Raw genomic sequence first — 24,449 nt, forward strand, 5'->3', positions numbered from 1 at the left:
AAAAGAAAGCCAGCCAAGTGAAGGGAGATTGGTGATGTGAAACATTGTGATGTATTAGTCATCGGCGGCGGAATAATAGGCTGTTCCATTGCCTACTATACTTCTAAATCAGGCAGAGACGTAACGATATTGGAAAAAGGTGAATTTGTCAGCGGGACGTCTTCACGGTGTGATGGAAACATTCTCGCGATTGATAAGGATCCTGGGTTTGATAGTCAAATGTCGTTAGTCAGCCAGAAATTAGTAGATGATTTAAGCCGGGATTTAGAACATAAATTTGAATATCGTGCACCAGGAAGCATTTTAGTTTGTGAGTCAGAAGAAGAGATGGAGGCCGCACAGAAATGGGTTAATCGCCAAAAAGAAGCCGGGCTGCCTTTTCGGATGCTCGATCGTCAAGATATCCGCCAAGACTCCAAATATTTTGCAGATGATTTATTAGGCGGGTTGGAGTGTGCGACAGATTCTACAGTAAATCCATATCTTCTTGCTTTTGCTCTTTTAGATGCAGCTAAAAAGTTTGGAGCGAAAGCTTATAAACAAACTGAAGTGAAATCGATGAAAAAAGAAGCGGATGGGACATTTACAGTTGAGACAACGAATGGTGTGTTTACAGCTAATCATGTCGTTAATGCAGCGGGTATTTGGGCACCTAGATTAGGTGAAATGCTTGATCTCTCCATACCGATTGAGCCAAGAAAGGGTCACATAATTGTCGCATCAAGGCAAGAGCATGTAGGCTCCAGAAAGGTAATGGAATTCGGTTATTTGATTTCCAAATTTGGCGGGCAGCGCCGTGTTGATCCCGTAACAGAAAAGTATGGGGTAGCACTCGTGTTTGAACCGACAGAAAGCCAAAACTTCCTGATTGGAAGCAGTAGGGAGTTCGTCGGATTTAATTTAAAGGTGAACAATGAAATCCTTAAATGCATTGCCAATCGTGCGATCCGCTTTTATCCGAAGATGGCGGATATGATGGTCATCAGGTCCTATGCTGGGCTTCGTCCTTGGACGGAAGACCACTTGCCAATCGTTTCTGAGGTAGAGCATATTCCAAATTATTATATAGCAGCCGGCCATGAAGGAGATGGAATTAGCCTTTCAGCTGTTACAGGGAAAGTCATTGAAGAAATGATCAATAAAAAGGAAACTTGCATTCCTATAGAACCGCTAAAGTTTAACCGTTTTAACCACTTTATAGAAAGGGTGTTGACTTAGATGAAGGCCAATCGAGTCTTTACAACGATTGATACACATACAGGTGGAAATCCAACAAGGACATTGATTAGCGGGCTCCCTGAACTTAAGGGAAATACAATGTCGGAAAAAATGCTTCATATGAAGCGAGAGTATGACTGGATTCGAAAATTATTAATGAATGAGCCTAGAGGGCATGATGTTATGTCTGGTGCTTTACTAACAGACCCTTGTCATCCTGATGCCGATATCGGCGTCATCTATATTGAAACAGGCGGCTATTTGCCAATGTGTGGTCATGACACGATTGGTGTTTGTACAGCATTAGTAGAATCAGGATTAATTCCTGTTCAAGAACCGATTACTTCGATCAACTTGGATACACCTGCTGGGCTAGTAGAAGTGGATATTACGGTAGAAAACGGAAAAGCGAAAGAGGTGTCTTTCTGCAATATTCCAGCATTCTTGCTAAAAAGTGTATCCGTTGAGGTTGACGGAATTGGGAGAGTGGATGCCGACATCGCCTATGGTGGAAACTTCTACGCCATTATCGATGCTAAATCTGTTGGCCTAGAGTTAGTTCCAGAACATGCATCAAAGATTATTGAAAAGGCAATAAAAATTAGAAATAAGATTAACGAGGAAACAGAAATTATCCATCCCGAGCATCCTTTTATTAAGGGATTAACCCATGTTGAGTTTTTCACTGAACCGACTCATGCAGAGGCACATGTGAAAAATACGGTAATAGTCCCTCCAGGAGGAATTGACCGTTCTCCTTGTGGTACGGGTACATCAGCGAAACTAGCTGTGCTTTATTCAAAAAATGAAATTGGGATGGGTGAAGAATTTGTACATGAAAGCATTGTAGGTTCTTTATTTAGAGGTCGTGTTCTAGAAACAACAGATGTCAATGGGGTATCTGCTGTCGTAACGAGAATTGCTGGTTCAGCTTGGCTAATGGGCATGCATAAATTCTTTTATAACGAAGATGATCCGCTCAAGGAAGGATTTCTTCTTATTCCTCCAATGGAGGAACATGAAATGGAGGATGTGAAATGAAGATTCAAAAGGCGTATACAGCAACAGACGTTCACGTAGCTGGTGAAGCTTTTCGGATTATAAAGGATGCTCCTTTCATCCATTATCAAAGCCTTCAGCAATTAGATGAGAAATTTACTCAAAGCTACGCAGAAGAGGTTAGACTTTTGTTAAATGAACCACGCGGTTTCGCTGGTTTAAATGGCTGTTTAGTTGTTCCTCCATTTAGCCGTGAGGCAGATGCAGCCGTCGTATTTTTTAACCATGAAGGAACGGTTCCATATCAGTACGGAGGAGCTGTAGCAGTTATTACGGCTTTATTGGAATGTGGCCATTTATCTCCTAAGGAATCAAATGAATATCATTTAGAAACGGTAAACGGCGTTATTTCAGTTCAAGCTGTTATGAAAGAGGATGAAGTTGTTTCTGTCAAACTGAATAGCAAACACGTTCAGGTTATTAAGTCAAATGTTAAATTGGCAGGGATCAAAACGGAGTATTCACTTGTCCAAGCAGATCAACTATATGCGATTTTTAATAAAACGGATGTCCCCTTTGAGCTTGTTTTGGATAATCTCTCTCAAGTGCAGCAATGGGGACAAACAGTAAACGGCGCTTTGGAGCAAAATGAGGCAATTCAAAGAGTGGTGCTTCTGGATGATGCGGACGTGAGTAACGGACAAATGAAAACAGTTACATTTCGAAGAGATAATTTTATCGTTCGATCTCCGGGCTTTGGAACTGCCGCCGCATGTTGTGCAAGCTTACTATCTGGCGGCTTAGTTTCAATGAAACAGCCTGTTCAGAATGAGAGTATTTTTAATAGCTTCATAACTGTTGAACTAGCAGAGCAATCAGAAAGCCGCTCTAAGTTCACTTTTACAAGCCGGGGATTTATTACAGGCATGCAAACCTATGTACTCGATCCGACAGATCCGTTGGCAGCAGGTTTTTTATTAAAGTAATTTAGGCTATAAACAAAAATCTAAAATAATGGAGGAACATGATCATGACAATTAGAGGAGCTTTCCCAGTATTAATTACACCGATGACACAAGCACAGGAAATCGACTGGGGCGGTGTAAAAAATAACGTAAACTATTTCCTAAACCAAGGTGTTGCCGGTCTTGTTATTAATGGAAGTACAGGAGAATTCGTCAGTCTATCAAAAGAAGAAAAATTCCAAATGGTTGAAACGGTATTAAAAGAAGTAAACGGTCGTATTCCTGTTATCGTTGGAGCAGCTGCTGAGACAACGAAGGAAACGATTGAATATACAAAGCAAGCCGAAGCTCACGGAGCTGACTGTGCATTAATTATTAACCCTTACTACATGAAGCCGAAGGAAAATGAGGTTTTCTACCATTTTAAGGAAGTTTCTAATGCTGTTAATCTTCCAATCATGCTATATAACAATCCATTTACTTCTGGCGTGAATATGAGCACGGAATTAATGCTCCAAATCGGAAGAGAGTGCGAAAATGTTACACGCATTAAAGAATCAAGTGGAGAAATTGGGAAAGCAAGAGACCTTGCAAGACAAGCAAAAGGTGATTTTGAAGTATTCTGCGGATCAGAGGAACTTGTAATGGAATCTTATTTTGTCGGTGCAACCGGCTGGATTTCAGTTGCTGGAAACATTGTGCCAAAGCTTGTAACAGACATGTTCAACCATTTCCAAAATGGTGAAATCGAAAAGGCATGGGAAATTAATGATCGTATTCTGCCGCTATGCTCATTCCTGGAAGGATCAGGTAAATACGTACAAATCGTAAAGAGAGCTATGGATTTACAAGGATTAGCCGGTGGACCTGCACGCACTCCACGTCTAGGCTTATCACCAGAAGAAGAGCAAACGCTAAAAGAACTTCTCGCAAGTTTAGAAACAATTAAAAACTAAGGTGGAGGAGAGAGAGCATGCAAACGACAAATTATACATTGAAACCGAAAGTACAGGAATTTCTAGAAGGCGTGAAAGGTCTTTATATTAATGGTGAGTATGTTCCAGCGCTCAGCGGTAAAACGTTTGCTGTCGTAAATCCAGCAAATGAAGAAGTGATTGCAGAAGTAAGTGAAGCACAGGAAGACGATATTGCTGCTGCGGTAGCTGCTGCCAGAAAGGCATTTGATGAAGGCGAATGGACAAAGATGGATGCGGCTGACCGTTCCCATTTAATCTATAAATTTGCTGATCTATTAGAAGAGAACCGAGAAGAGCTTGCACAGCTAGAATCATTGGATAACGGAAAGCCATACGAAGTGGCGCTTGCAGATGATGTGGATGGAACAGTTCGCCATTTTAGATACTATGCAGGCTGGGCGACGAAGCTATTTGGTAAGACAACACCAATTTCAAAGGATTATGTCACTTATACGGTTCATGAGCCTGTTGGGGTTGTTGGCCAAATTATTCCATGGAACTTCCCGCTAGCGATGGCAGCTTGGAAGCTCGGTGCAGCACTGGCTGTAGGCTGTACGGTTGTTATTAAGCCAGCAAGTGAAACGCCGCTATCTCTTCTATACGCAGGAAAGCTATTTAAAGAAGCAGGTTTTCCGGACGGCGTCGTGAACATTGTTCCAGGTTCTGGCCGTATTGCAGGAGAAGCAATCATTACTCATAAAGACGTCGATAAAGTCGCATTCACTGGTTCAACTGCTGTCGGAAAAGAAGTCATGAAAAAGGCAGCGGAACAAATTAAGGGCGTGACGCTAGAGCTTGGCGGTAAATCACCAGCGATTATTTTAGAGGATGCAGATTTGGATGAAGCGATTGAAGGTGCATTTAATGGAACGATGTACAATCATGGGCAAAACTGCAGTGCTTGCACACGTGTATTTGTGCAGCGAAGCCAATATGAGCGTGTTGTAGAAGCTTTAGCGGAAAAAGCAAAGACAGTAAAGCTTGGGCCGGGCATGGACCCAGAAACAGAAATGGGGCCACTCGTTTCAGCGAAACAGCAACATACGGTTCTTAATTATATTGAGCAAGGGAAAAAAGAAGGAGCACGCCTTGTGGCAGGTGGCGTTAAAGCGTTTGATAAAGGGTATTTTGTTCAGCCAACGATTTTTGCTGATGTAGAAGATCATATGGTCATTGCTCGCGAAGAAATCTTCGGCCCAGTTATGTCCGTATTCGTTTTCGACACAATAGAAGAAGTCATCAAGAGGGCAAACGACAGTGATTACGGCTTAGCGGCAAGTGTCTGGACTGAAAATATCAAAAAAGGCCACTACATTGCCAGCAAGCTGAAAACAGGTACAGTCTGGGTTAATGATTTTGGCCTTGAATGGGAAACAATGCCTTTTGGCGGCTACAAACAATCAGGAATTGGCCGTGAAATGGGCGGAGAGTACGGATTGCAAAATTATACAGAAGTGAAAAGTGTTTTCGTAAATATTAAGCATATTAATTAATACAAGTTTTTTTGAGTAGCAAGAAGCATTTCTAAATCTAAATTTTACATCTGTCAGAGCTTCCTTACTTAAATTTATTGTAGATAAAGGAACGGGCAGCTTCTATGAAAAAGCTGCCCGTTTTTTTATCAATGTATTTTACTGAATATATAGTTCTGCATCAGCTGAAGTTTCGCATCCTGCAAAGCAAGGATTAGTTCAAGGTTTTTCCGTTTACATCGATACTATTGTTGTGTTTACAGCTACTGCGCTTATGATTCTCGTTACCGGCATGTACAGTGTTACTCCAGCAGGTCAAGATCCAATCGTTGATAACATGAATAGCATCGAAGCGGGGCCGATCTGGACGCAGCAAGCCGTAGAAAGTGTCTTGCCAGGTTTCGGAGCATTATTTGTTTCTATCACAATCTTCTTCTTTGCCTTTACAACATTGATGGCCTACTATTATATCGCTGAAACAACCCTAGTATTTCTTGATAGAAAAGCTAAAGTTAAACTGGGTGAAAAGGGTTTTAAAAATTGTATTTTTAGAAATGGTTTACTTCGGGAGCGTTCAATCAGCTTCATTACTATGGGCTCTAGGTGATTTAGGATTTGGAAGTATGGCGTGGTTTAACCCTGTAGCTATTTTGCTATTAACGAAGCCGGCTATAAAAGTATTTAAAGATTATGAAGCTCAAAAAAAAGCAGGTCTTGATCCAATATTTGACCCAGTAAAACTTGGGATAAATGGACGGAAATTTCAGAGAAGCAAACAGTAATGGGGATTGCCTCTGTATTTGTATTCAAAAATGGTGAAAAGTTCGCCCATTTAAATAGTGCAAATGCTAAAACACCAGAGCAAATGAAAGACTTTTTAAATAATTTATAAAAGATCCTTATGGTTATCCAAAAGTCAGTTTTGTGACTTAGCGGATAACCTTTTTCATTAATTACTTGTAAATATCGTCCATCAGTAAACCGATGAAGCCTTTTTTGGGTTTGGCGTGCCTTTTCAACTTTTTAAAGTATTGCTTAATTCGGAGGATACAAAGGCTCAACTCTTCTTTCTCTGTTCTTCATCTTTCGAAAATAAATGCTCTTTTTAGAATCCCAATTCATGCCATTTTCTTTTTGGATTTAGATTTTGAAAATATATTTCAAAATCTAGCTTTATCGCGATTTAATCAAAAGTATTTACGAGTTGGGAATTTTATGGAAATAGCAATTATTTATTTTATTCTAAACTTCATGTTTCATTAAAAAGCAAGAGCTAATTGGATAAATAATATTATGAAATTTGATATCTAACTCTTTATATACATTAATGTAAGCGCTTTCATTGAGCGTGGAGTGTTTAAATAAATATCGAAAAAATTAGTAATTTTAGAATATTTTTATAGATTAAAATTGTATTATATGTCATAATAATGTATAAATTCACTATTTTGGGAAAGTTATAAAATGGATTTTTTGGTAAATCGTATTAAGGTAGGTGGCATAGTGGATAAGCAAACAATTCTCGAAATAAATGATTTAAAGGTTTCTTTTTACACTGGGAAAAAGTTTGTCCCAGCTATTCATGGAATTAGTTTTTCATTAAAAGAGGGAGAGATTCTTGGGGTTGTGGGTGAATCTGGAAGTGGAAAGAGTGTGACCTCTCTCGCAACAATGGGACTCATTCCATGCCCACCAGGAAAAATAGAGAATGGTGAAATACTGTTCGAAGGAAGAGATTTAACAAAATTATCCGAAAGTGATTGGAGAAAAGTTCGGGGTAATCATATTTCTATGATATTCCAAGAACCGATGACATCATTAAATCCTCTCTTTACAATTGGAAATCAATTAATGGAGGGAATCCTATTACATACAAAATTTTCAAAAGCAGAGGCGAAGGTACGCTGTATTGAACTGCTTCGACTTGTTGGTATTCCAAGGGCTGAAGGAATAATCAAAGAGTATCCTCATCAGCTTTCGGGAGGTATGAGACAGAGGGTCATGATTGCAATGGCAATGGCATGTAACCCAAAAATTCTCATTGCAGACGAGCCTACAACAGCACTTGATGTAACGATCCAAGCACAGATCCTTTCTCTAATGAAAGATTTAAATAAAAAAACAAATACATCGATTATCCTAATCACCCATGATTTAGGTGTTGTAGCAGAAATATGTGAAAGGGTTATTGTGATGTATTCAGGTCAGATTGTGGAGCAGGGTGATGTACATACAATTTTGAAAAACCCTCAGCATCCGTACACGAAAGGACTCCTTAAGTCGGTCCCAGATTTAAGAGAGAAGAAAGAAAGGTTATATAGCATACCAGGAAATGTACCAACCCCAGGAAGTGCGATTCAAGGTTGCCGATTTGCTGCAAGATGCTCTAACGTATTTGCAAAATGTCTAGAGGCAGAGCCTGAATTAATTCAATCTGAGAAAGAAGGCAATAAAGTTCGCTGCTTTCTTTATACAGAAAAGGAAAGGAGCGACGAGCATGTCAGAGTTACTTCTTGATGTTTCAGGTCTTAAAAAATACTTTCCGATAACAGGCGGCTTTCTAGGAAAAGTCAAAGGTATGGTGAAAGCAGTTGATGATGTCTCTTTCCAAGTGAAAAAGGGAGAAACTTTAGGCATTGTTGGTGAAAGCGGTTGCGGAAAGTCAACGACAGGACGTCTGTTAATGCGCTTGATTGAGGCTAGTGACGGAAAAATTGTTTTTGAAGATAAAGAGATTACTAGCATGTCTAAGATTGAGTTAAGAAAAACTCGCCGGGATATTCAAATGGTATTTCAAGATCCGTATGCTTCTTTAAACCCGCGGCATACGGTGGAAAAGATTCTTGAGGAACCTTTGATTGTACATGGAATTGGATCGAAAGAAGAAAGGAAAAAGCGGGTAAATGAAATGCTTGAGATAGTTGGATTAAGCAGCTATCACGCTCGGAGGTATCCGCATCAATTCAGCGGTGGACAGCGCCAGCGAATCGGGATCGCAAAAGCATTGATGACAAAGCCGAAGCTGATCATTGCCGATGAGCCGGTATCCGCACTAGATGTTTCCATTCAAGCTCAAGTTTTGAATTTAATGAAGGATATCCAAAAGGAATTCGGGCTTACATACATATTTATTTCTCATGATTTAGGTGTTGTCCGCCATATTAGCGATCGTGTTGGAGTTATGTATTTAGGTAGGCTGATTGAGTTGGCTGACAGTGAAGAGTTATACGAAAATCCTAAACACCCGTATACAAAAGTGCTACTATCTGCAGTGCCGATTCCAGATCCTGATATTAAGCGAGAAACAATATTAATTCAAGGAGAGCTGCCAAGTCCGGCAAATCCTCCTTTGGGCTGCGCATTTCATACACGATGTTCAGAGTGTATGGACATTTGCAAAACCACTAGACCGGAGGGTCGAAAAATGAATGGTCATTTTGTGGCGTGTCACTTATTCAACGAGTGATAAGTCCCATTTATGATAAAAAAATATAAATAGGGGGAAATATCTTTTATGAACAAAAAGCTTAAATTATTACTGGTTTCATTTTTAGTTTTAAGCATGTTCCTTGTTGGATGCAGCAATAGCTCCAATCAGACATCCGGAGAAAAAGAAAATAGTTCAAACAACACGACTTCAAACAACACATCTTCAAGTGACGACAAGAAAAAGGATACACTTGTTTTTGGACGTGGCGGTGATTCAACATCTCTTGATCCAATTACAACAACTGAAGGCGAAACATTTAAAGTTACTGAAAATATCTTTGAAAAATTACTTGTGTATGGAGAGAATGATACATCTGTGCAGCCTGCCCTTGCTGAGGAATGGGAAGTTTCTGACGATGGTTTAACATATACCTTTAAATTGCGCAAAGGGGTTAAATTCCATGATGGAACGGATTTTAATGCTGATGCGGTTGTGTATAATTTTGAGCGTTGGATGAATGGTGATGCTGAAAAGTTTCCATATTACACTCAGTTTGGCGGATATAAGGGAGACGAGGGACATGTAATTGATGAAGTAAAGGCAATTGACGAACATACAGTTCAATTTGTTCTCAACAGACCTCAGGCTCCGTTCTTGAAAAATATTGCAATGTCTCCTTTCGCTATAGCAAGTCCAACAGCTATTGAAAAATACGGCGATAACTTTAGACAAAATCCGGTTGGAACAGGTCCATTTAAATTTGTTGAATGGAAGCAAAGTGACAGAATCGTCCTTGAAAAGAATACAAATTATTGGATGGAAGGTTATCCTAAACTAAACAAAGTAATTTTTCGCGTCATTCCTGAAAATACAGCACGTTTGAACGCACTTGCTAATGGGGAAATCGATATTATGGATGGATTGAACAATTCAGACGAAGCAAGTGTATTAAGCAACTCAGACTTGCAAATAATTGAACGTCCGTCAATGAATGTTGGCTATATTGGCTTTACAGTCAATCGCCCACCATTTGATAATAAACTTGTTCGTCAAGCATTGAGCCATGCGATCGATAAGCAATCCATTATTGATTCTTTCTATGGAGGCAAGGCGCAACCTGCGAAAAACCCTATGCCGCCGTCAATTGAAGGCTACAATGATGAAATTCAAGATTATCCATATGATTTAGAAAAGGCAAAAGCTTTACTTGCTGAAGCTGGATTTGCGGATGGTTTTGAGATGGATTTATGGGCAATGCCAGTTGCACGTCCATACATGCCAGAAGCAATGAAGGTGGCTGAAGTAATTCAAGACAGCTTCAGCAAAATTGGTGTTAAAGCCAACATCCAGACAGTTGACTGGGCTACTTATTTAGAAAGAGCGACAAAAGGTGATTTTGATGCTTATATGCTTGGTTGGACAGGAGATAATGGTGACCCTGATAACTTTATTTACGCATTGCTAGATAAGGATAGCATTGGAAGTAACAATAAATCTCACTATAGCAACGACGAACTTCATGATATTTTAATTGAAGCTCAAACTGAGGCAGATCAGGAGAAGAGAAATGTTCTATACAAAAAAGCACAAGAAATCATTAAGGAAGATGCTCCATGGGTACCGCTTGTTCACTCAACTCCATTGTTAGCAGCAGTAAAAGATTTACAAAATTACAAGCCGCATCCAACAAACTCTGAAACGCTAACGAAAGTAGAATTTAATTAATAACTGCCAAAAGGGAGGCTCTGTCTCCCTTTTGTTAGCTAAAAAAGTGCATTGTAGTCTAGATAAAAAGTAGATCGGAATAAATCGGCCAATTGAAAGATGTATGAATTCATTCCATTGATTCAAGATAGCTAACCTTTACTTTTTTTCCTGATGCGCGTTCAATATGAATTTTTCAACAAAGAGGGTGAAAAGTTTGCTTAATTATACAATCCGTCGCATTCTTTCGCTGATTCCTGTATTGTTTGGTATGACACTTATAGTTTTTGCTATAATTCATGCAATTCCAGGTGATCCTGCACAAGTAATACTTGGTCAAAAGGCTACAAAGGAAGCGATTGCTACATTAACAAGAGAACTCGGTTTGGATAGACCATTATACATACAATATTTTGAGTATATTAAATCATTGGTCTCTGGAGATTTAGGTAACTCGTTAAGGACTAGAGGACCAATTAATGAAGAAATTTGGCCATATCTTGCTGCAACGATGGAGCTAACGTTATTTGCGATGATTATTGCGGTTTTAGTTGGTGTGAATGCAGGTATTATTAGTGCTTGGTTTTCTAACTCATGGTTCGATTATACAGCGATGATTCTTGCACTAATCGGTGTTTCATTGCCAATCTTCTGGTTAGGTTTAATGGAGCAATGGGCGTTTTCAATTCAACTTGGTTGGCTTCCGACTACAGGGCGGGAAAATGTGAGAGATCCAGTAACAGCTATCACGAATCTTTATTTAATTGATACGCTAATTAGAGGGAACACGGGTCAATTTATTGATGTCGTTAAACATTTAATCTTGCCAAGTATTGCTCTCGCAACAATACCAATGGCGATTATTGCCCGGATGACTAGATCAACGATGTTAGAAGTAATGAAATCAGATTATATCCGTACAGCAAGGGCAAAAGGATTAAGAATGTTTTGGGTTGTTTACAAGCACTCTTTAAAAAATGCTATTATTCCTGTTCTAACTGTTATTGGCTTGCAAACAGGACTCCTTCTTGGGGGTGCCATTTTGACTGAAACGATTTTTGGCTGGCCTGGAGTAGGTCGTTATTTATATGAGGCAATCGGATACCGTGATTATCCGGTGATTCAGTCAGGTATTTTAATTATTGCCGCTATTTTTGTATTTATTAACTTGATTGTTGACCTGCTCTACGCCTTAGTTGACCCAAGGATTAAATACAATAATTAATTAGGAGGGGTCGAAGTGGCTGAACTTGCAAAAAATACATCTGACATGCTAAAGGTCAACTCAGAAGTAAAACAGACACCTGTCTGGAAAGAAACATGGAATTCGTTTTGTAGAAATAGGCTCGCAGTTGTAGGTTTAGGGATTGTTATCTTTTTTATCATCATTGCTATCTTTGCTCCTATTATTGCTCCTTACAGCTTCAAGGATCAAGAGTTGTCAAAAAGACTATTAGCTCCGTCAAGTGAAAATTGGTTCGGAACTGATGATTTTGGCCGTGATATTTTCTCGCGCATCGTATACGGAGCCCGTATTTCTTTATGGGTGGGGTTTTTCGCAGTTCTAGGATCGGCAGTGCTAGGGACGTTATTAGGAATTGTGGCAGGATATTATGGACGATTGATAGATACGATCATTTCTCGAATCTTTGATATTATGCTAGCTTTCCCAAGTATTTTGCTTGCAATTGCTGTTGTGGCTATTCTAGGACCATCATTACAAAACGCATTAATAGCAATTGCCATTATTAATATTCCAAACTTTGGCCGATTAGTTAGATCAAAGGTTCTTAGTGTAAAGCAAGAGGAGTATATTATGGCCGCACGTGCGGTTGGAATGAAGGATTCTCGTATACTGTTTCGTCACATTTTGCCAAATAGCATGACTCCAATCATTGTTCAATCAACGCTTGCCATAGCCGCTGCCATTATCGAGGCGGCAGCCCTTGGCTTTCTTGGCCTTGGCGCTCAAGCCCCAACTCCTGAATGGGGAAAAATGCTTGCTGACAGTAAACAATATCTTGTACAGGCCCCATGGACTCTATTCTTCCCAGGTCTCTCCATTATGTTAGTAGTTTTAGGATTTAACCTAATGGGAGACGGTTTAAGAGACGTACTAGATCCAAAAATGAAGCAGTAGAATCAAATCAAATATCTAATTTTAATATGCGGGACAGCTAATTGGCAGCTGTCCTTTTTTGTGTAAAAAAATTTACTGTTTAAAAAGTTTATACAGAAAAGTGTAAAAAAAAATAGACACATTACTTTGGTGAATTATCCAAAAAATTAATTTAAGTTTTTATTTTCGGAAACTTATGCATTTTTAGGTTTTGGTATAAAAGTTGCATTACTAAAATGTAAACCTTAAATTTCTCAAGAATTGCTATTACATAATAACTGGAGGTGTAAAGAAATGGGAAGGTATATTCTTGGAAGAATCGGATATATGCTGATTACCTTTTTAATTATTTCAACTTTTACATTTTTTCTCATGCAAACGCTGCCAGGCTCACCATTTAATGATGAAAGACTATCTGAATCCCAAAAGGAAAGACTATATGAAAGGTATGGATTGGATGAACCCGTTCCCATTCAATATGTAAAGTATATGACAAATATATTGAAAGGAGATTTTGGGGTTTCTTTTCAATATGATGGACGGGCAGTTACAGATATTATTGGTGAGAGAATTGGTGCATCTGCCGTTTTAGGTGCTCAATCCATACTAGTAGGATGTGTAATCGGAATCATTCTTGGCATTATTGCAGCCATTAAACATAATACAGCAATTGATTATATGGCAATGGTCATAGCTGTCATTGGATTATCCGTTCCTAACTTTGTATTTGCGGGTCTATTGCAATATTGGATTGGTGTTCGCCTACAATGGCTGCCGGTTGCCTTTTGGGAAGGCTTTGAATATTCCATTTTGCCAACCATCGCATTATCTGTTTTTGTGATTGCAACTATTGCCAGATTTATGCGGACTGAAATGCTTGAAGTTTTGGGACAGGACTACATAATAACCGCTAAAGCAAAAGGTCTAAATCAATTTGCTATTGTCTTAAAGCATGGCCTCAGAAATGCAGCTATACCAATTGTAACGATTTTAGGTCCGCTAACCGTAAACCTGCTTACAGGAACATTAGTAATTGAAAAGATATTTAGTGTTCCGGGGCTTGGAGAACAATTTGTTAAATCAATAATGACGAATGATTTTTCTGTCATTATGGGCGTTACTTTATTCTATAGCATTTTATTTATTGGTGTAGTCCTAATCGTTGATATTTTATACGGTTTGATTGATCCGAGGATTCGACTATCTGGGGGGACAAAGTGATGATTAATCATAAAGAAATCATAATTACAGATGAAATGTTCCAGCCAGCGGTTTCCGATAGGAGTCCAGAAGCCATTAATCGTCCGGTCATGACTTATTGGCAAGAGGTTTGGAGGCGCTTTCGGAAAAATAAAGCGGCTTTTACTGGGCTCATCCTCATTACTATTATTCTAGCACTAGCAATCTTTGGCCCTTATGCCAATGATCATGGCTATGATGAACAAAATCTTACTAGAGCAAACCTCCCTCCAAAGGTTCCAGGATTAGAGCATATTTCTTGGCTAGGCTTTAATGGGGTTGATATTCAAGGAGTAGACCGATATGAAACAAGTGATGTAAAAGAATACTTCTGGTTTGGAACAGATAATTTAGGAAGAGATTTATGGACAAGAGTTTGGGAAGGAACACGCATTTCCTTGTACATTGCATTTCTTGCAGCCACGATTGATTTAATTATCGGTGTTGCTTATGGTGGTATTTCTGCTTATTACGGCGGAAGAATCGATAATATTATGCAAAGAATTGTAGAAGTACTAGTTGGAATTCCAAGCTTAATTGTTGTCATTCTGCTTATACTCGTTTTACAGCCAGGGATTGTCTCCATTACTTTGGCAATGGTTATTACCGGCTGGGTTGGCATGGCTAGAATTGTACGCGGTCAAATTTTGAAGCTGAAGGAACAGGAGTATGTATTAGCTTCTAGAACGCTTGGTGCAAAGGATAGACGGTTAATCTGGAAGCATTTAATCCCGAATACGATGGGGCCTATTATTATTACAACCATGTTTACCATTCCGACAGCGATATTTACTGAAGCGTTTTTAAGCTTTATCGGTTTAGGACTGCAGCCTCCAATCGCGTCATTAGGAACACTTATTAATGATGGATATAAATTAATGCGTATTTATCCGCATATGCTTGCGTTTTCTTCCATTATTATCAGCTTGATCATGATTAGCTTTAATTTGATCGGAGATGGTCTTCGAGATGCTTTAGACCCTAAGATGCGGAAATAGGAGGATGTGACAGTGGAAAAAATTCTCGATGTTAAAGACTTACAAGTATCCTTTAATACGTATGCAGGGGAAGTAAAAGCAGTACGCGGAGTTTCCTTTCATCTTAATAAAGGAGAAACACTTGCAATTGTTGGCGAGTCAGGATCAGGAAAATCAGTTACGTCTAAAAGCTTAATGAAATTAATCCCAAATCCTCCTGGAAGAATTACGGGGGGAGAAATTATTTTTGAAGGAAATAATTTAGTGAGTTATTCCGAAAAGCAAATGCAAGCTGTACGCGGTTCGGAAATTGCGATGATTTTCCAAGACCCGATGACATCCCTTAATCCGACTATGACAGTTGGAAAGCAAATTATGGAGAGTATTGTGAAGCATCAAAAGCTTTCAAAGAAAGAAGCAAAGGAAAAAGCGATTGAACTTCTAGACATGGTAGGAATCCCACAGCCTGAAAAACGATTGTCCTCATACCCCCATCAATTTTCTGGCGGGATGAGACAGAGAGTTGTGATTGCAATGGCCATTTCATGCAATCCGAAAATTTTAATTGCGGATGAACCGACAACAGCTCTTGATGTAACCATTCAGGCGCAGATTCTTGAACTTTTAAAAGACTTACAGAAAAAATTAAATACTTCCATTATATTTATTACTCATGATTTAGGTGTAGTAGCTAATATAGCCGATCGGGTCGCGGTTATGTATGCAGGAAAAATAATCGAAATCGGTAAAGTTGAAGAGATTTTTTACAATCCTCAGCATCCATATACTTGGGGACTGTTAGGGGCAATGCCAAATTTGAATGAAAGTGCGGAGGAACTAACGACCATTCCAGGTACACCTCCGAACCTATTAGATCCGCCTGTAGGCGATGCATTTGCCAATCGAAATAAATATGCTATGAACATTGATTTTCAGCTGGAGCCTCCAATGTTTAAAGTTTCGGACACACATTATGCAGCTACATGGCTTCTTCATGAAAAGGCACCACAAATTTTGCCACCGGAAGTACTTAAAAAGCATAGAGAAGAGAGTCCTAAAGAAAAACAGAAGGAACGATTAGTTAAACAGAAAGAAAAAAAAGAAAAGCTTCTTGAAATTCAAAACTTAAAGCAGCATTTTTCATCCGGCACTAATCTAGTGAAGGCGGTAGATGGTATTAGCTTTGATATTTTTAAAGGGGAAACATTCGGGCTTGTTGGGGAATCTGGCTGTGGAAAGTCTACAACTGGCCGCACGATTATTGGTCTTTATGAGGCATCAGGCGGAAATATTCTCTATAACAAGGAAGACATTAGTAAGAAAAAGTCCTTTCATGAGGCGCAAAAGCTTAATCAAAAAATCCAAATGATTTTTCAGGACCCTTATTCATCATTAAATCCTCGCCAGACAGTTGCAGATATCATTGCCGAAGGTTTGGATATTCATGGACTTTCTTCAAGTAAAAAAGCAAGAATGGAAACAGTCTACGAATTATTAGAAACTGTTGGCCTCAATAGGGAGCATGCGAACCGGTATCCTCACGAATTCAGTGGAGGACAGCGCCAAAGAATAGGAATTGCAAGGGCGCTAGCGGTTGAGCCAGAATTTATTATTGCTGACGAGCCCATTTCTGCCCTTGATGTTTCCATACAGGCGCAGGTCGTTAATTTAATGAAAAAGCTGCAAAAAGAAAAAGGGCTAACGTATCTTTTCATCGCGCATGATTTATCCATGGTGAAGTATATTAGTGATCGGATTGGGGTTATGTATAAAGGAAGAATAGTAGAATTAGCAGAAAGTGATGAGCTCTACGAGAATCCGTTGCATCCATACACAAAATCTTTATTATCAGCTATTCCGCTGCCAGATCCGGAAACTGAGAAAAAACGGCAACGAATTAAATTTGATCAAAGTCTTATTTGGAGCAGAGAGGGCGAAGAACCTGTATTACGAGAAGTGAAGCCAGGACATTGGGTGTCATTTACTGAAAAGGAATTTCAGGAATACAAGCAGCAAAACATAGATGTTATTTAAACATGCTAACGAAAAGCAGTTGGGGGAATCAAGATGAAAAAAACGGTAAGGCTCATATTCATTTCACTTACCATTTCATTCATTGGAGCTTTATTATCAGGGAATGGAATTTGGGAAGGCTTTATCAACACTCTGTTTTTCGTTTCGCTATTGTTTCTAATGCTTGGTGGATCATTATTGGTGTTAAGGGGAGGGATGTTCGAGGGAATACTTTACAGCTTTCGCCGCTTTTATAGGAACACCTCTAAGCTAGAGAATTATATTTCTGAACAAGCTGATGATATGAAAAAACCGCCTATTAATAATAGTTTAAAAGAATTTTCGATGGGCCCAATTATTTTCTCTGGCGCAGCGTTATTCTTTTTCACACTGATTGCTTCATTAATATAGAGAAATAAAAAGGAGGAAGACTTATGAAAAGACTTCAAAAATTGAGAGAAAGCTTCGAAACACTTGGTATTGATGCAATGTTGATCACAAATGATCAGAACAGAAGATATATGACGGGGTTTACGGGCACTGCAGGACTCGTCCTCATTACAAAAGACGAAGCATTGCTCGCTGTAGACTTTAGATATGTAGCACAAGCCACTTTGCAAGCTAAAGATTTTAAGATTTTACAAGTAAGCACGAAAGCTGATTTATTAGCTGAAATTGTTAAGCAAACAGAGCGATTAGAAGTATCGAAGCTTGGTTTTGAACAAACCCATATGAGCTACTATGCCTATACAGAGTATCAGGCAAAATTGAAAGTCGAAATGATTCCTTTAACAGGTGCAGTTGAGAAGCTGCGAATGGTGAAAGATGAAGTGGAAATTGGCATTATTCGTAAAGCAGCTGAGATTGCTGATGCCGCTTTTACACATATCCTTTCGTTCATCAAACCTGGAATAACTGAAATTGCTGTTTCCAATGAGCTGGAAGCCTTTATGCGGAGCAAAGGCGCAACCTCATCAGCGTTTGATACAATCGTAGCCTCTGGTGTACGTTCGGCTCTTCCTCATGGAGTGGCTACAGAAAAGGTTATTGAGAAGGGCGATATGGTCACGCTTGATTTTGGTGCCTATTACAAAGGCTATCGTTCTGATATTACGAGAACGGTTGCTGTCGGTGAACCGAAAGAAGAGTTGAAAGAGATTTACACTATTGTACTAGAGTCACTTTCAGCGGCATTAGCTGGCATTAAATCAGGGATTACTGGAAAAGCGGCAGATGCTTTATCAAGGGATTACATAGCTGAGAAAGGCTATGGCAAACAATATGGTCACGGTTCAGGACATGGAATTGGATTAGATATTCATGAAGAGCCGTTCAAAAATACAAATTGTGAAATCGTTATTGAGCCAAACATGGTCCTTACTGTTGAACCAGGCATTTACATTCCAGATCTTGGGGGAGTTCGAATTGAAGACGATATACTCATCACCCAGGGTGGAAATGAAATCATCACGAAGTCACTGAAAGAATTAATCATTTTATAGTAGAAATGAAATAAATCTATAAAAGAAAAAGGGGCAATTTCTATGAAAATGAAATCTATCATTATTCTTGCTATTATGCTGATGCTAAGTTCCTTTTTAACTGGCTGTTATGGAGGAGAAAGCAAGAAAACAACTTCCGAGGGGGAAAACAGCAATGGGTCAGATGAATCGGCAAGTGAGCAAGTTCTAAACCTTGTTGAAGGCGGTGAGCTGCCAACCCTTGATACTCTAGGATTATTCGATGCTCTTTCAAGCAGAACAATGAATAATATTTTTGAAGGACTTTACAGACTGGATGAATCTCATGCACCAGTACCCGGAATGGCAGAAAGCCATGAGGTGAGTGAGGATGGAAAAGTGTATACGTTTAAAATCCGTTCAGATGCAAAATGGAGCAATGGCACACCAGTAACAGCAAAGGATTTTGATTTTGCTTGGAAAAAGGCAATCAATCCTGATACGCTATCAACCTATTCTTACTTATTCAATGATATTAAAAATGCTGCAGCTATCCAGGATTCTGAAAATAGCTTATTTGGAAAAATAGATGAATTAGGTGTGAAAGTGATTGATGATTATACATTACAAATTGAATTAGAACATCCAGTACCTTATTTCTTAAGCTTGATTACTTATCCGGTATTTTTCCCTCAAAATCAGGCATTTGTGGAATCTCAAGGCGATCAATATGCTTTAGAAGCAGCAAATCTTATTTATAACGGACCCTTTGTACTCGATTCATGGGAGCATGAGGTAGGCTGGGTATATAAGAAAAATCCAAGCTATTGGGATGCTGCAGCAGTTAAATTAGACACTATTAATGTAAAAGTTGTAAAGGAACCTGCAACAAGGGTGAATCTTTATGATACAGGAAAAGTAGATTTGACAGAAATTACGTCCGAATTTATTGACCAATATGCTAATACACCAGATTTTCACACATTACTGAAGCCAGAGGTATTCTTTATTCGTATGAATCAAACGAATAAATATTTAGCAAATATAAATATCCGAAAGGCGATTGATATGGGATGGGATAAAAAATCAGCAGCAGAAAGCTTGCTAAATAATGGCTCTATTCCAGCCAATTATTTAGTACCTAAGGATTTTGCCTTTGATCAGGGTGGAAAAGATTTCCGTGAAAAATATGAAGGTTTTAACAAGGATGGTGTAGAAAAAGCGAAGGAATACTGGGAAAAAGGCTTGAAGGAGCTTGGTGTTGATAAAATCGAATTGGAGTTCTTAAGCTATGATAGCGAAGAAAGAAAACGCGTCAGCGAATTCTTCAAAAACCAACTAGAAACGAATTTACCTGGCTTAACGATTAAAATCAATCAGCAGCCTAATAAGCAAAAACTAGCATTAGAATCTAGCCTTCAGTACGATTTAACCTATTCGGGCTGGGGACCAGACTTTCAGGATCCAATAACATTCATGGATCTATATCTATCAGATGGTCCATATAACTGGTCAAATTATAAGAATGAAAAGTTTGACAGCCTGATTAAGGAATCAAAAACAAACCCAACAGATATCGCAAAACGATGGGAAAACATGCAGGAAGCAGAAAAAATTCTTATTGAAGAAGATGCGGCCATTTCCCCAATGTACCAATCCGGCCTTGCTCAGCTGAAAAAGCCATATGTAAAAGGATATATAGCACATCCATTTGGAGTGTTTGCCTCTTATAAGTGGACTTATATTGAGGGAAAGTAAGAACAGTTCCCAAAAGTGTGACAAACCTGGCATTTGCCGGGTTTGTTTCATTTCCGGTGTTTGTTTTGCCAAATCTTAATTTGTTGACTTTATGGAAGCAATACAATACTATTATCTCGTTTAAATAGGATCAATTTCTTCCTATTTAATATATGAACAATTGGAGGGAACTAAGATGAAACAAATAAAATCAGAACAAGAATATCGTGAGCAAATTTCTAAGGACGACCTGTCTGTTGGTATTTTTACAACAACTTGGTGTCCTGACTGCAAGCGTTTAGATATGTTTATTGATGACATAATAGAAGAAAACAATGACAAACAATGGTTTATGATTGACCGTGATGAGTTTCCGGAAATTTCGCAAGAGCAAACAGTTATGGGGATTCCCTCGTTATTAGTTTTTAAGAATGGTGAAAAGCTAGCTCATTTACATAGTGCAAATGCAAAAACTCCAGAACAATTGAAAGAGTTCTTAAACAATTTATAAGGGACAAAAGCTAATCGGATACCGCCATTCGATTAGCTTTTTTTATTCACTAAAAAAAGTTTCCTTTATTCAACTTTTTTGTAGAGCTGTTATTTTTATTTAACGATGAAAAAACGTTGCTCTAGACCCACACAAGTAATGCTTGTTAAGATATTGAGGGGCATTAAGGACGGAGGGGCACCATGGAACAACAAAGGTATGATCAATTAAAAATGGGAGAAAAAGGTGCGATTATAAGCATTGTCGCTTATATTTGTTTATCCTTTCTAAAGTTGCTAATTGGTTATTCTACCGGCTCTGAAGCACTAAAAGCAGACGGTCTAAATAATGTGACTGATATTATTGCATCCACAGCTGTACTCATTGGATTAAAACTCTCCCGAAAACCTGCCGATGATGACCATCCATACGGGCATTGGAAAGCTGAAAATGTAGCAACATTAGTAGCCTCCTTCATTATGATGGCGGTTGGAATTCAAGTAGTATATGAAGCTATTACTTCTTTTTTTGACTTAGAAAAAACAGCACCAGATTTAACTGCAGCTTGGACAGGAATCTTCTGTGCTGCTGTTATGTTTGGGGTTTATCGCTACAATAAGAAACTTGCAAGTAGAATAAATAGTCAGTCCTTAATGGCTGCAGCGAAGGATAATCTTTCTGATGCTTGGGTGAGTATAGGGGCTGCTGCTGGAATTATTGGTTCACAATTTCAGCTGCCTTGGCTCGATCCGCTTGCTGCAATTATTGTCGGATTTCTTATTTGCAGGACTGCATGGGAAATTTTCCGTGAAGCTTCACATCATTTAACTGATGGTTTTGATGAGAATTTAATAGAAGACTATAAAGAAACAATATTAAGTACCTTTGGGGTGAAAGGTATTAAAGAAATCAAAGCTAGAAATTATGGTAACAATACCGTTGTGGATATTGTTATTCTTGTAAATTCAAACCTAAATCTTCAGGATGCCCATGACATTTCGACAATTGTGGAGAACGCACTTATTAAAGAGCATGGTGTCTATACTGTACATGTTCATGTAGAACCAAACACTGCCATAAAATCAATAAATAGCCCATTAAAAAATCAGGAAAGTCCAACAGGCCATTAAATGTGTGACTGTTAGACTTTCTTTTTTTCCTATTTTTAGAAATATTTTAGTCTTAAATAATCAAATGAAGGATAAATGATTTTTGGAATTGCTTAAATTGTAAAGAAAATATTACTTTAGACATTTGAAACAAGATCCTAAATCGACAATATTATTGGTTGTAACGACAAAAAATTCTGCAAATTCGGAGGAATTATTAGTATGAAAAGCAATAAGCTTATGAACTTAGCAGCAAGCAGTGTTTTAGCAACAGCACTCATTTTACCAATCGGCGCAGGTATTGCTTTTGCCAATGATGAGGGTACACAAACAACAGACAGCAAAGAATCGACTGGAACAGAAATGACGTAGGAAACAGCTGCTGAACAAGCTGAAAATACTGATTCACTAACATCTGATAATACAGGCAGTCAAGAAAATATAGAACAAACTGTAACAGACGAAAGTCAAACTGCTGATGAAAGCACTGATAACACAAAAGTTACATAAAGAAGAAGCAGAAGATGTTGAGAAAATAAATAAAGATGTTGAAAAGGCTGCGAAAAAGGAAGAGAAAGAACTAAAAAAAGCAGAAGAAAAACAGCATGAGAAAGCTGAAACGGCTGAAGAAAAGAAACAAGAAGCTGCAAAGAAAGCCGAAGAAAAGAAAAATGAAAACGCAAAGAATAACGAAGAAAAGCGTAAAGGAAAAGATAAAGACGAGGATTAATAAAAATACTGTTTTAAAAGAGGTTTGCCAAATCCGGCAAACCTCTTTTGGAGAGAAAAATAATGCGTTCGATGGTTTCTCAACAGGTCTATTCATAATCAAGTAATTTTAACTTAAGATATGAACAGCACCAACTAAGATGAAGAGAATGACTAATACCATGTGAGCTTTTCGGAAGGATTTACTTTTTTTATTTTTAATTAGGAAGCCACCGATTATAGAAGCAGTCATTAGTAAGACGAAGGACATAAGGCCAATCACACCTTGTATCCCCAATTCACCTTTTCCTATATACATAGCGATTCCATGAATAATAGTAAGAATGATAACTAAAATGCCTAAATGAACGTGATATTTACCTAACAATCTAGATGTGGTAATAACCAAGTTTTTTACGCTTGGAACTTTCTTTATTACTACTTTGCTGGATCTTCTAATGGGGAATAATGCCCCAGCTAATCCTATTCCTACTACTGCACCCCATCCAACTAATCCACCAGCTTCTTTCAATTGATGATTAGCATCATGATGTTTGTCCTTATATTCAAAATGGTCTCCGTGATCATTTGCAAATACATGATTTTGCGAATGCCCTGCCAAATTAATTGCAAGAATTATGAGGAATGAAATGAAAAATAAGTAAATCTTGTTCATAAAAGTTTCCCTCCAAGCTGAAAAATAGGTATAAGGACACTATATAACATGAAAATGAAAATTAGGTGAAAAATGAATATCCTTAGAAAAAATCGAAATAGAAAGATGAGTGTGCTTTCAAAAAACGATTCATTTTGAATCAGAGAAATGTATACAAAAAAGTGCTGCACTTTAGAACGGCAGCACTGATAAATCCGCATGAATTATTTTAAAGGAAATGTTCTAAAAAAATCCTGATCATTCATTTTTGAACGGAGTAATAATTCTGACACAGACACACATTTATATCCTTTGTTATATAAATCATTTAAAGTAGTTTCTAATCCATTTACTGTTTGAGAGCTCTCATCAAATTCAGAACCAAACCAATCATGGAGAAGGATAATATTTCCTGGATTGACTCCTTTAGTTATATGATTTGATATTTTGGAGGCCGTTGTGTTTTTCCAGTCTTGTGGGTCTTGATGCCATGACCAGAGGATAACAAGCTTTCCGTTTTGGGCAGCTGTATTAATAATGAGATCATTATATAAACCTCCTACTGGACGGTAAAGAGATGGTTTGTATCCTGTTATACTCTGAATAATTTGATCTGTTTGTTCTAATTCGGATGTTAATGTAGAAGCTGTTATATTTCTATTGTAAATATGATTAAAAGTATGATTCCCAATTTCGTGTCCTTCTTTTGCGATTCTTTCGAGAACATCAGGAAATCTTTTGACTTTATTACCTGCTACAAAAAATGTAGCTTTTGCATCGTACTTCGCTAATATATCAAGAATTTGAGGTGTAAAAGTAGGGTGAGGCCCATCATCAAACGTAATAGCTACAATCTTTTCTTTTGTATTTACATCCCAAACAACATTTCCGGACTCTTCGTAATCTTGACGGCTGCGAGTTTGAGCATCAGAGGTTAAACAAAATGAAAAATAAAAAAGGATAGGAGTAAGAACAAAAATAGCGATTTTTCTCAATCAAAGTCACCTCAATCATAGAAAATATCTTAAGTTAGTTTGTGTGAATTTGAAAATTTTATTTTTGATTTTATTTTTTTCGATGAAAGAAAAATTAAGGCTGTATTAACAGTCCTTCATGGAATGATTTTATTTGAAAGAGCAAGGAAGTGTTTCGATTGCTGAAAAAGATCAGTCCCTTT

General features: G+C 38.2%; 22 protein-coding genes and 3 pseudogenes. 23 read left to right on the forward strand and 2 right to left on the reverse strand.

The window, feature by feature from the left end; translation table 11 throughout:
• Window positions 1–36 precede the first annotated feature (36 nt).
• From H0173_RS20815 to H0173_RS20915, 23 genes and pseudogenes are all read left to right on the forward strand, one after another.
• Entirely contained in the window at window positions 37–1,218 is a 1,182-nt protein-coding gene (locus H0173_RS20815; protein ID WP_221848704.1) for an NAD(P)/FAD-dependent oxidoreductase, read from the forward strand.
• On the forward strand, window positions 1,219–2,259 hold the full coding sequence (locus tag H0173_RS20820) for a proline racemase family protein (protein WP_221848705.1): 1,041 nt from the start codon (window positions 1,219–1,221) through the stop codon (window positions 2,257–2,259). It begins immediately after the preceding gene.
• Window positions 2,256–3,203 (forward strand): proline racemase family protein, encoded by a 948-nt coding sequence (locus H0173_RS20825; RefSeq protein ID WP_221848706.1) that lies wholly within the window; start codon window positions 2,256–2,258, stop codon window positions 3,201–3,203. Before H0173_RS20820 ends, H0173_RS20825 begins: the two co-directional genes overlap by 4 nt.
• Before the next feature lie 41 nt (window positions 3,204–3,244).
• Complete coding sequence (dapA, locus tag H0173_RS20830; RefSeq protein WP_221848741.1) at window positions 3,245–4,138, forward strand: 4-hydroxy-tetrahydrodipicolinate synthase; 894 nt, start codon at window positions 3,245–3,247, stop codon at window positions 4,136–4,138.
• A 17-nt stretch (window positions 4,139–4,155) separates the two neighbouring features.
• Window positions 4,156–5,652 (forward strand): aldehyde dehydrogenase family protein, encoded by a 1,497-nt coding sequence (locus H0173_RS20835; protein ID WP_221848707.1) that lies wholly within the window; start codon window positions 4,156–4,158, stop codon window positions 5,650–5,652.
• A gap of 148 nt (window positions 5,653–5,800) precedes the next feature.
• Window positions 5,801–6,413, forward strand: a pseudogene (locus H0173_RS20840) (alanine:cation symporter family protein); the annotation flags it as partial.
• Window positions 6,377–6,523 (forward strand): annotated as a pseudogene (locus H0173_RS22580) (YbbN family protein); the annotation flags it as partial. The pseudogenes H0173_RS20840 and H0173_RS22580, both read left to right, overlap by 37 nt.
• Window positions 6,524–7,095: 572 nt before the next feature.
• On the forward strand, window positions 7,096–8,148 hold the full coding sequence (locus tag H0173_RS20845) for an ABC transporter ATP-binding protein (protein WP_221848708.1): 1,053 nt from the start codon (window positions 7,096–7,098) through the stop codon (window positions 8,146–8,148).
• Window positions 8,129–9,097, forward strand: a complete 969-nt coding sequence (locus H0173_RS20850) for an ABC transporter ATP-binding protein (protein WP_221848709.1) — start codon at window positions 8,129–8,131, stop codon at window positions 9,095–9,097. Before H0173_RS20845 ends, H0173_RS20850 begins: the two co-directional genes overlap by 20 nt.
• A 48-nt stretch (window positions 9,098–9,145) precedes the next feature.
• Window positions 9,146–10,786 carry an ABC transporter substrate-binding protein gene (locus H0173_RS20855; RefSeq protein WP_221848710.1) on the forward strand — a complete coding sequence of 547 codons (1,641 nt, stop codon included), beginning with the start codon at window positions 9,146–9,148 and terminating at the stop codon, window positions 10,784–10,786.
• A 196-nt stretch (window positions 10,787–10,982) separates the two neighbouring features.
• Window positions 10,983–11,990: an ABC transporter permease gene (locus tag H0173_RS20860; RefSeq protein WP_221848711.1), complete on the forward strand. Its 1,008-nt coding sequence runs from the start codon at window positions 10,983–10,985 to the stop codon at window positions 11,988–11,990.
• A gap of 15 nt (window positions 11,991–12,005) precedes the next feature.
• A complete protein-coding gene (locus tag H0173_RS20865; RefSeq protein WP_396021285.1) occupies window positions 12,006–12,905 on the forward strand; it encodes an ABC transporter permease in 900 nt (299 codons plus the stop codon).
• A 273-nt stretch (window positions 12,906–13,178) separates the two neighbouring features.
• On the forward strand, window positions 13,179–14,105 hold the full coding sequence (gene opp3b, locus H0173_RS20870) for an oligopeptide ABC transporter permease (RefSeq protein ID WP_221848712.1): 927 nt from the start codon (window positions 13,179–13,181) through the stop codon (window positions 14,103–14,105).
• Window positions 14,105–15,121, forward strand: a complete 1,017-nt coding sequence (gene opp3C / locus H0173_RS20875; protein WP_221848713.1) for an oligopeptide ABC transporter permease — start codon at window positions 14,105–14,107, stop codon at window positions 15,119–15,121. The genes opp3b and opp3C overlap by 1 nt, the downstream gene beginning before the upstream one ends.
• 12 nt (window positions 15,122–15,133) lie before the next feature.
• Window positions 15,134–16,027, forward strand: a pseudogene (locus tag H0173_RS22855) (ABC transporter ATP-binding protein); the annotation flags it as partial.
• A 189-nt stretch (window positions 16,028–16,216) separates the two neighbouring features.
• Window positions 16,217–17,134: an ABC transporter ATP-binding protein gene (locus H0173_RS22860; protein WP_396021292.1), complete on the forward strand. Its 918-nt coding sequence runs from the start codon at window positions 16,217–16,219 to the stop codon at window positions 17,132–17,134.
• 33 nt (window positions 17,135–17,167) lie between these two features.
• On the forward strand, window positions 17,168–17,524 hold the full coding sequence (locus H0173_RS20885) for a DUF3899 domain-containing protein (protein WP_221848715.1): 357 nt from the start codon (window positions 17,168–17,170) through the stop codon (window positions 17,522–17,524).
• Between the two features lie 23 nt (window positions 17,525–17,547).
• Complete coding sequence (locus tag H0173_RS20890; RefSeq protein ID WP_221848716.1) at window positions 17,548–18,615, forward strand: M24 family metallopeptidase; 1,068 nt, start codon at window positions 17,548–17,550, stop codon at window positions 18,613–18,615.
• A 42-nt stretch (window positions 18,616–18,657) separates the two neighbouring features.
• Entirely contained in the window at window positions 18,658–20,331 is a 1,674-nt protein-coding gene (locus tag H0173_RS20895; protein ID WP_221848717.1) for a peptide ABC transporter substrate-binding protein, read from the forward strand.
• 175 nt (window positions 20,332–20,506) lie between these two features.
• Entirely contained in the window at window positions 20,507–20,821 is a 315-nt protein-coding gene (locus tag H0173_RS20900) for a thioredoxin family protein (protein ID WP_221848718.1), read from the forward strand.
• A gap of 182 nt (window positions 20,822–21,003) precedes the next feature.
• Complete coding sequence (locus tag H0173_RS20905; RefSeq protein WP_221848719.1) at window positions 21,004–21,930, forward strand: cation diffusion facilitator family transporter; 927 nt, start codon at window positions 21,004–21,006, stop codon at window positions 21,928–21,930.
• Window positions 21,931–22,131: 201 nt separating this feature from the next.
• On the forward strand, window positions 22,132–22,281 hold the full coding sequence (locus H0173_RS20910; protein WP_221848720.1) for a hypothetical protein: 150 nt from the start codon (window positions 22,132–22,134) through the stop codon (window positions 22,279–22,281).
• 106 nt (window positions 22,282–22,387) lie between these two features.
• A complete protein-coding gene (locus H0173_RS20915) occupies window positions 22,388–22,639 on the forward strand; it encodes a hypothetical protein (protein ID WP_221848721.1) in 252 nt (83 codons plus the stop codon).
• Window positions 22,640–22,747: 108 nt separating this feature from the next.
• Here H0173_RS20915 and H0173_RS20920 read toward each other — a convergent pair whose 3' ends face one another.
• Together H0173_RS20920 and H0173_RS20925 are read right to left on the reverse strand one after the other, a co-directional pair.
• The gene (locus H0173_RS20920; protein ID WP_221848722.1) at window positions 22,748–23,293 is read right to left on the reverse strand and encodes a hypothetical protein; all 546 of its coding nucleotides are present in this window, start codon (window positions 23,291–23,293) and stop codon (window positions 22,748–22,750) included.
• A 203-nt stretch (window positions 23,294–23,496) separates the two neighbouring features.
• Entirely contained in the window at window positions 23,497–24,267 is a 771-nt protein-coding gene (locus H0173_RS20925; protein ID WP_221848723.1) for a polysaccharide deacetylase family protein, read from the reverse strand.
• Window positions 24,268–24,449: the final 182 nt, after the last annotated feature.

The sequence above is a fragment of the Bacillus sp. S/N-304-OC-R1 genome, from assembly GCF_019749375.1.
Lineage (GTDB): Bacteria > Bacillota > Bacilli > Bacillales > Cytobacillaceae > Cytobacillus.

Excerpts from the sequence above, each read along its gene's own strand:
- H0173_RS20850 (WP_221848709.1), top strand. The coding sequence starts at position 8,129 with ATGTCAGAGTTACTTCTTGATGTTTCAGGTCTTAAAAAATACTTTCCG.
- H0173_RS20920 (WP_221848722.1), bottom strand. The coding sequence starts at position 23,293 with ATGAACAAGATTTACTTATTTTTCATTTCATTCCTCATAATTCTTGCA.
- H0173_RS20895 (WP_221848717.1), top strand. The coding sequence starts at position 18,658 with ATGAAAATGAAATCTATCATTATTCTTGCTATTATGCTGATGCTAAGT.
- H0173_RS20910 (WP_221848720.1), top strand. The coding sequence starts at position 22,132 with ATGAAAAGCAATAAGCTTATGAACTTAGCAGCAAGCAGTGTTTTAGCA.
- H0173_RS20915 (WP_221848721.1), top strand. The coding sequence starts at position 22,388 with ATGAAAGCACTGATAACACAAAAGTTACATAAAGAAGAAGCAGAAGAT.
- H0173_RS20820 (WP_221848705.1), top strand. The coding sequence starts at position 1,219 with ATGAAGGCCAATCGAGTCTTTACAACGATTGATACACATACAGGTGGA.
- opp3b (WP_221848712.1), top strand. The coding sequence starts at position 13,179 with ATGGGAAGGTATATTCTTGGAAGAATCGGATATATGCTGATTACCTTT.
- H0173_RS20855 (WP_221848710.1), top strand. The coding sequence starts at position 9,146 with ATGAACAAAAAGCTTAAATTATTACTGGTTTCATTTTTAGTTTTAAGC.
- H0173_RS20845 (WP_221848708.1), top strand. The coding sequence starts at position 7,096 with ATGGATTTTTTGGTAAATCGTATTAAGGTAGGTGGCATAGTGGATAAG.
- H0173_RS20825 (WP_221848706.1), top strand. The coding sequence starts at position 2,256 with ATGAAGATTCAAAAGGCGTATACAGCAACAGACGTTCACGTAGCTGGT.
- H0173_RS20885 (WP_221848715.1), top strand. The coding sequence starts at position 17,168 with ATGAAAAAAACGGTAAGGCTCATATTCATTTCACTTACCATTTCATTC.
- H0173_RS20900 (WP_221848718.1), top strand. The coding sequence starts at position 20,507 with ATGAAACAAATAAAATCAGAACAAGAATATCGTGAGCAAATTTCTAAG.
- H0173_RS20905 (WP_221848719.1), top strand. The coding sequence starts at position 21,004 with ATGGAACAACAAAGGTATGATCAATTAAAAATGGGAGAAAAAGGTGCG.
- H0173_RS20890 (WP_221848716.1), top strand. The coding sequence starts at position 17,548 with ATGAAAAGACTTCAAAAATTGAGAGAAAGCTTCGAAACACTTGGTATT.
- opp3C (WP_221848713.1), top strand. The coding sequence starts at position 14,105 with ATGATTAATCATAAAGAAATCATAATTACAGATGAAATGTTCCAGCCA.
- H0173_RS20835 (WP_221848707.1), top strand. The coding sequence starts at position 4,156 with ATGCAAACGACAAATTATACATTGAAACCGAAAGTACAGGAATTTCTA.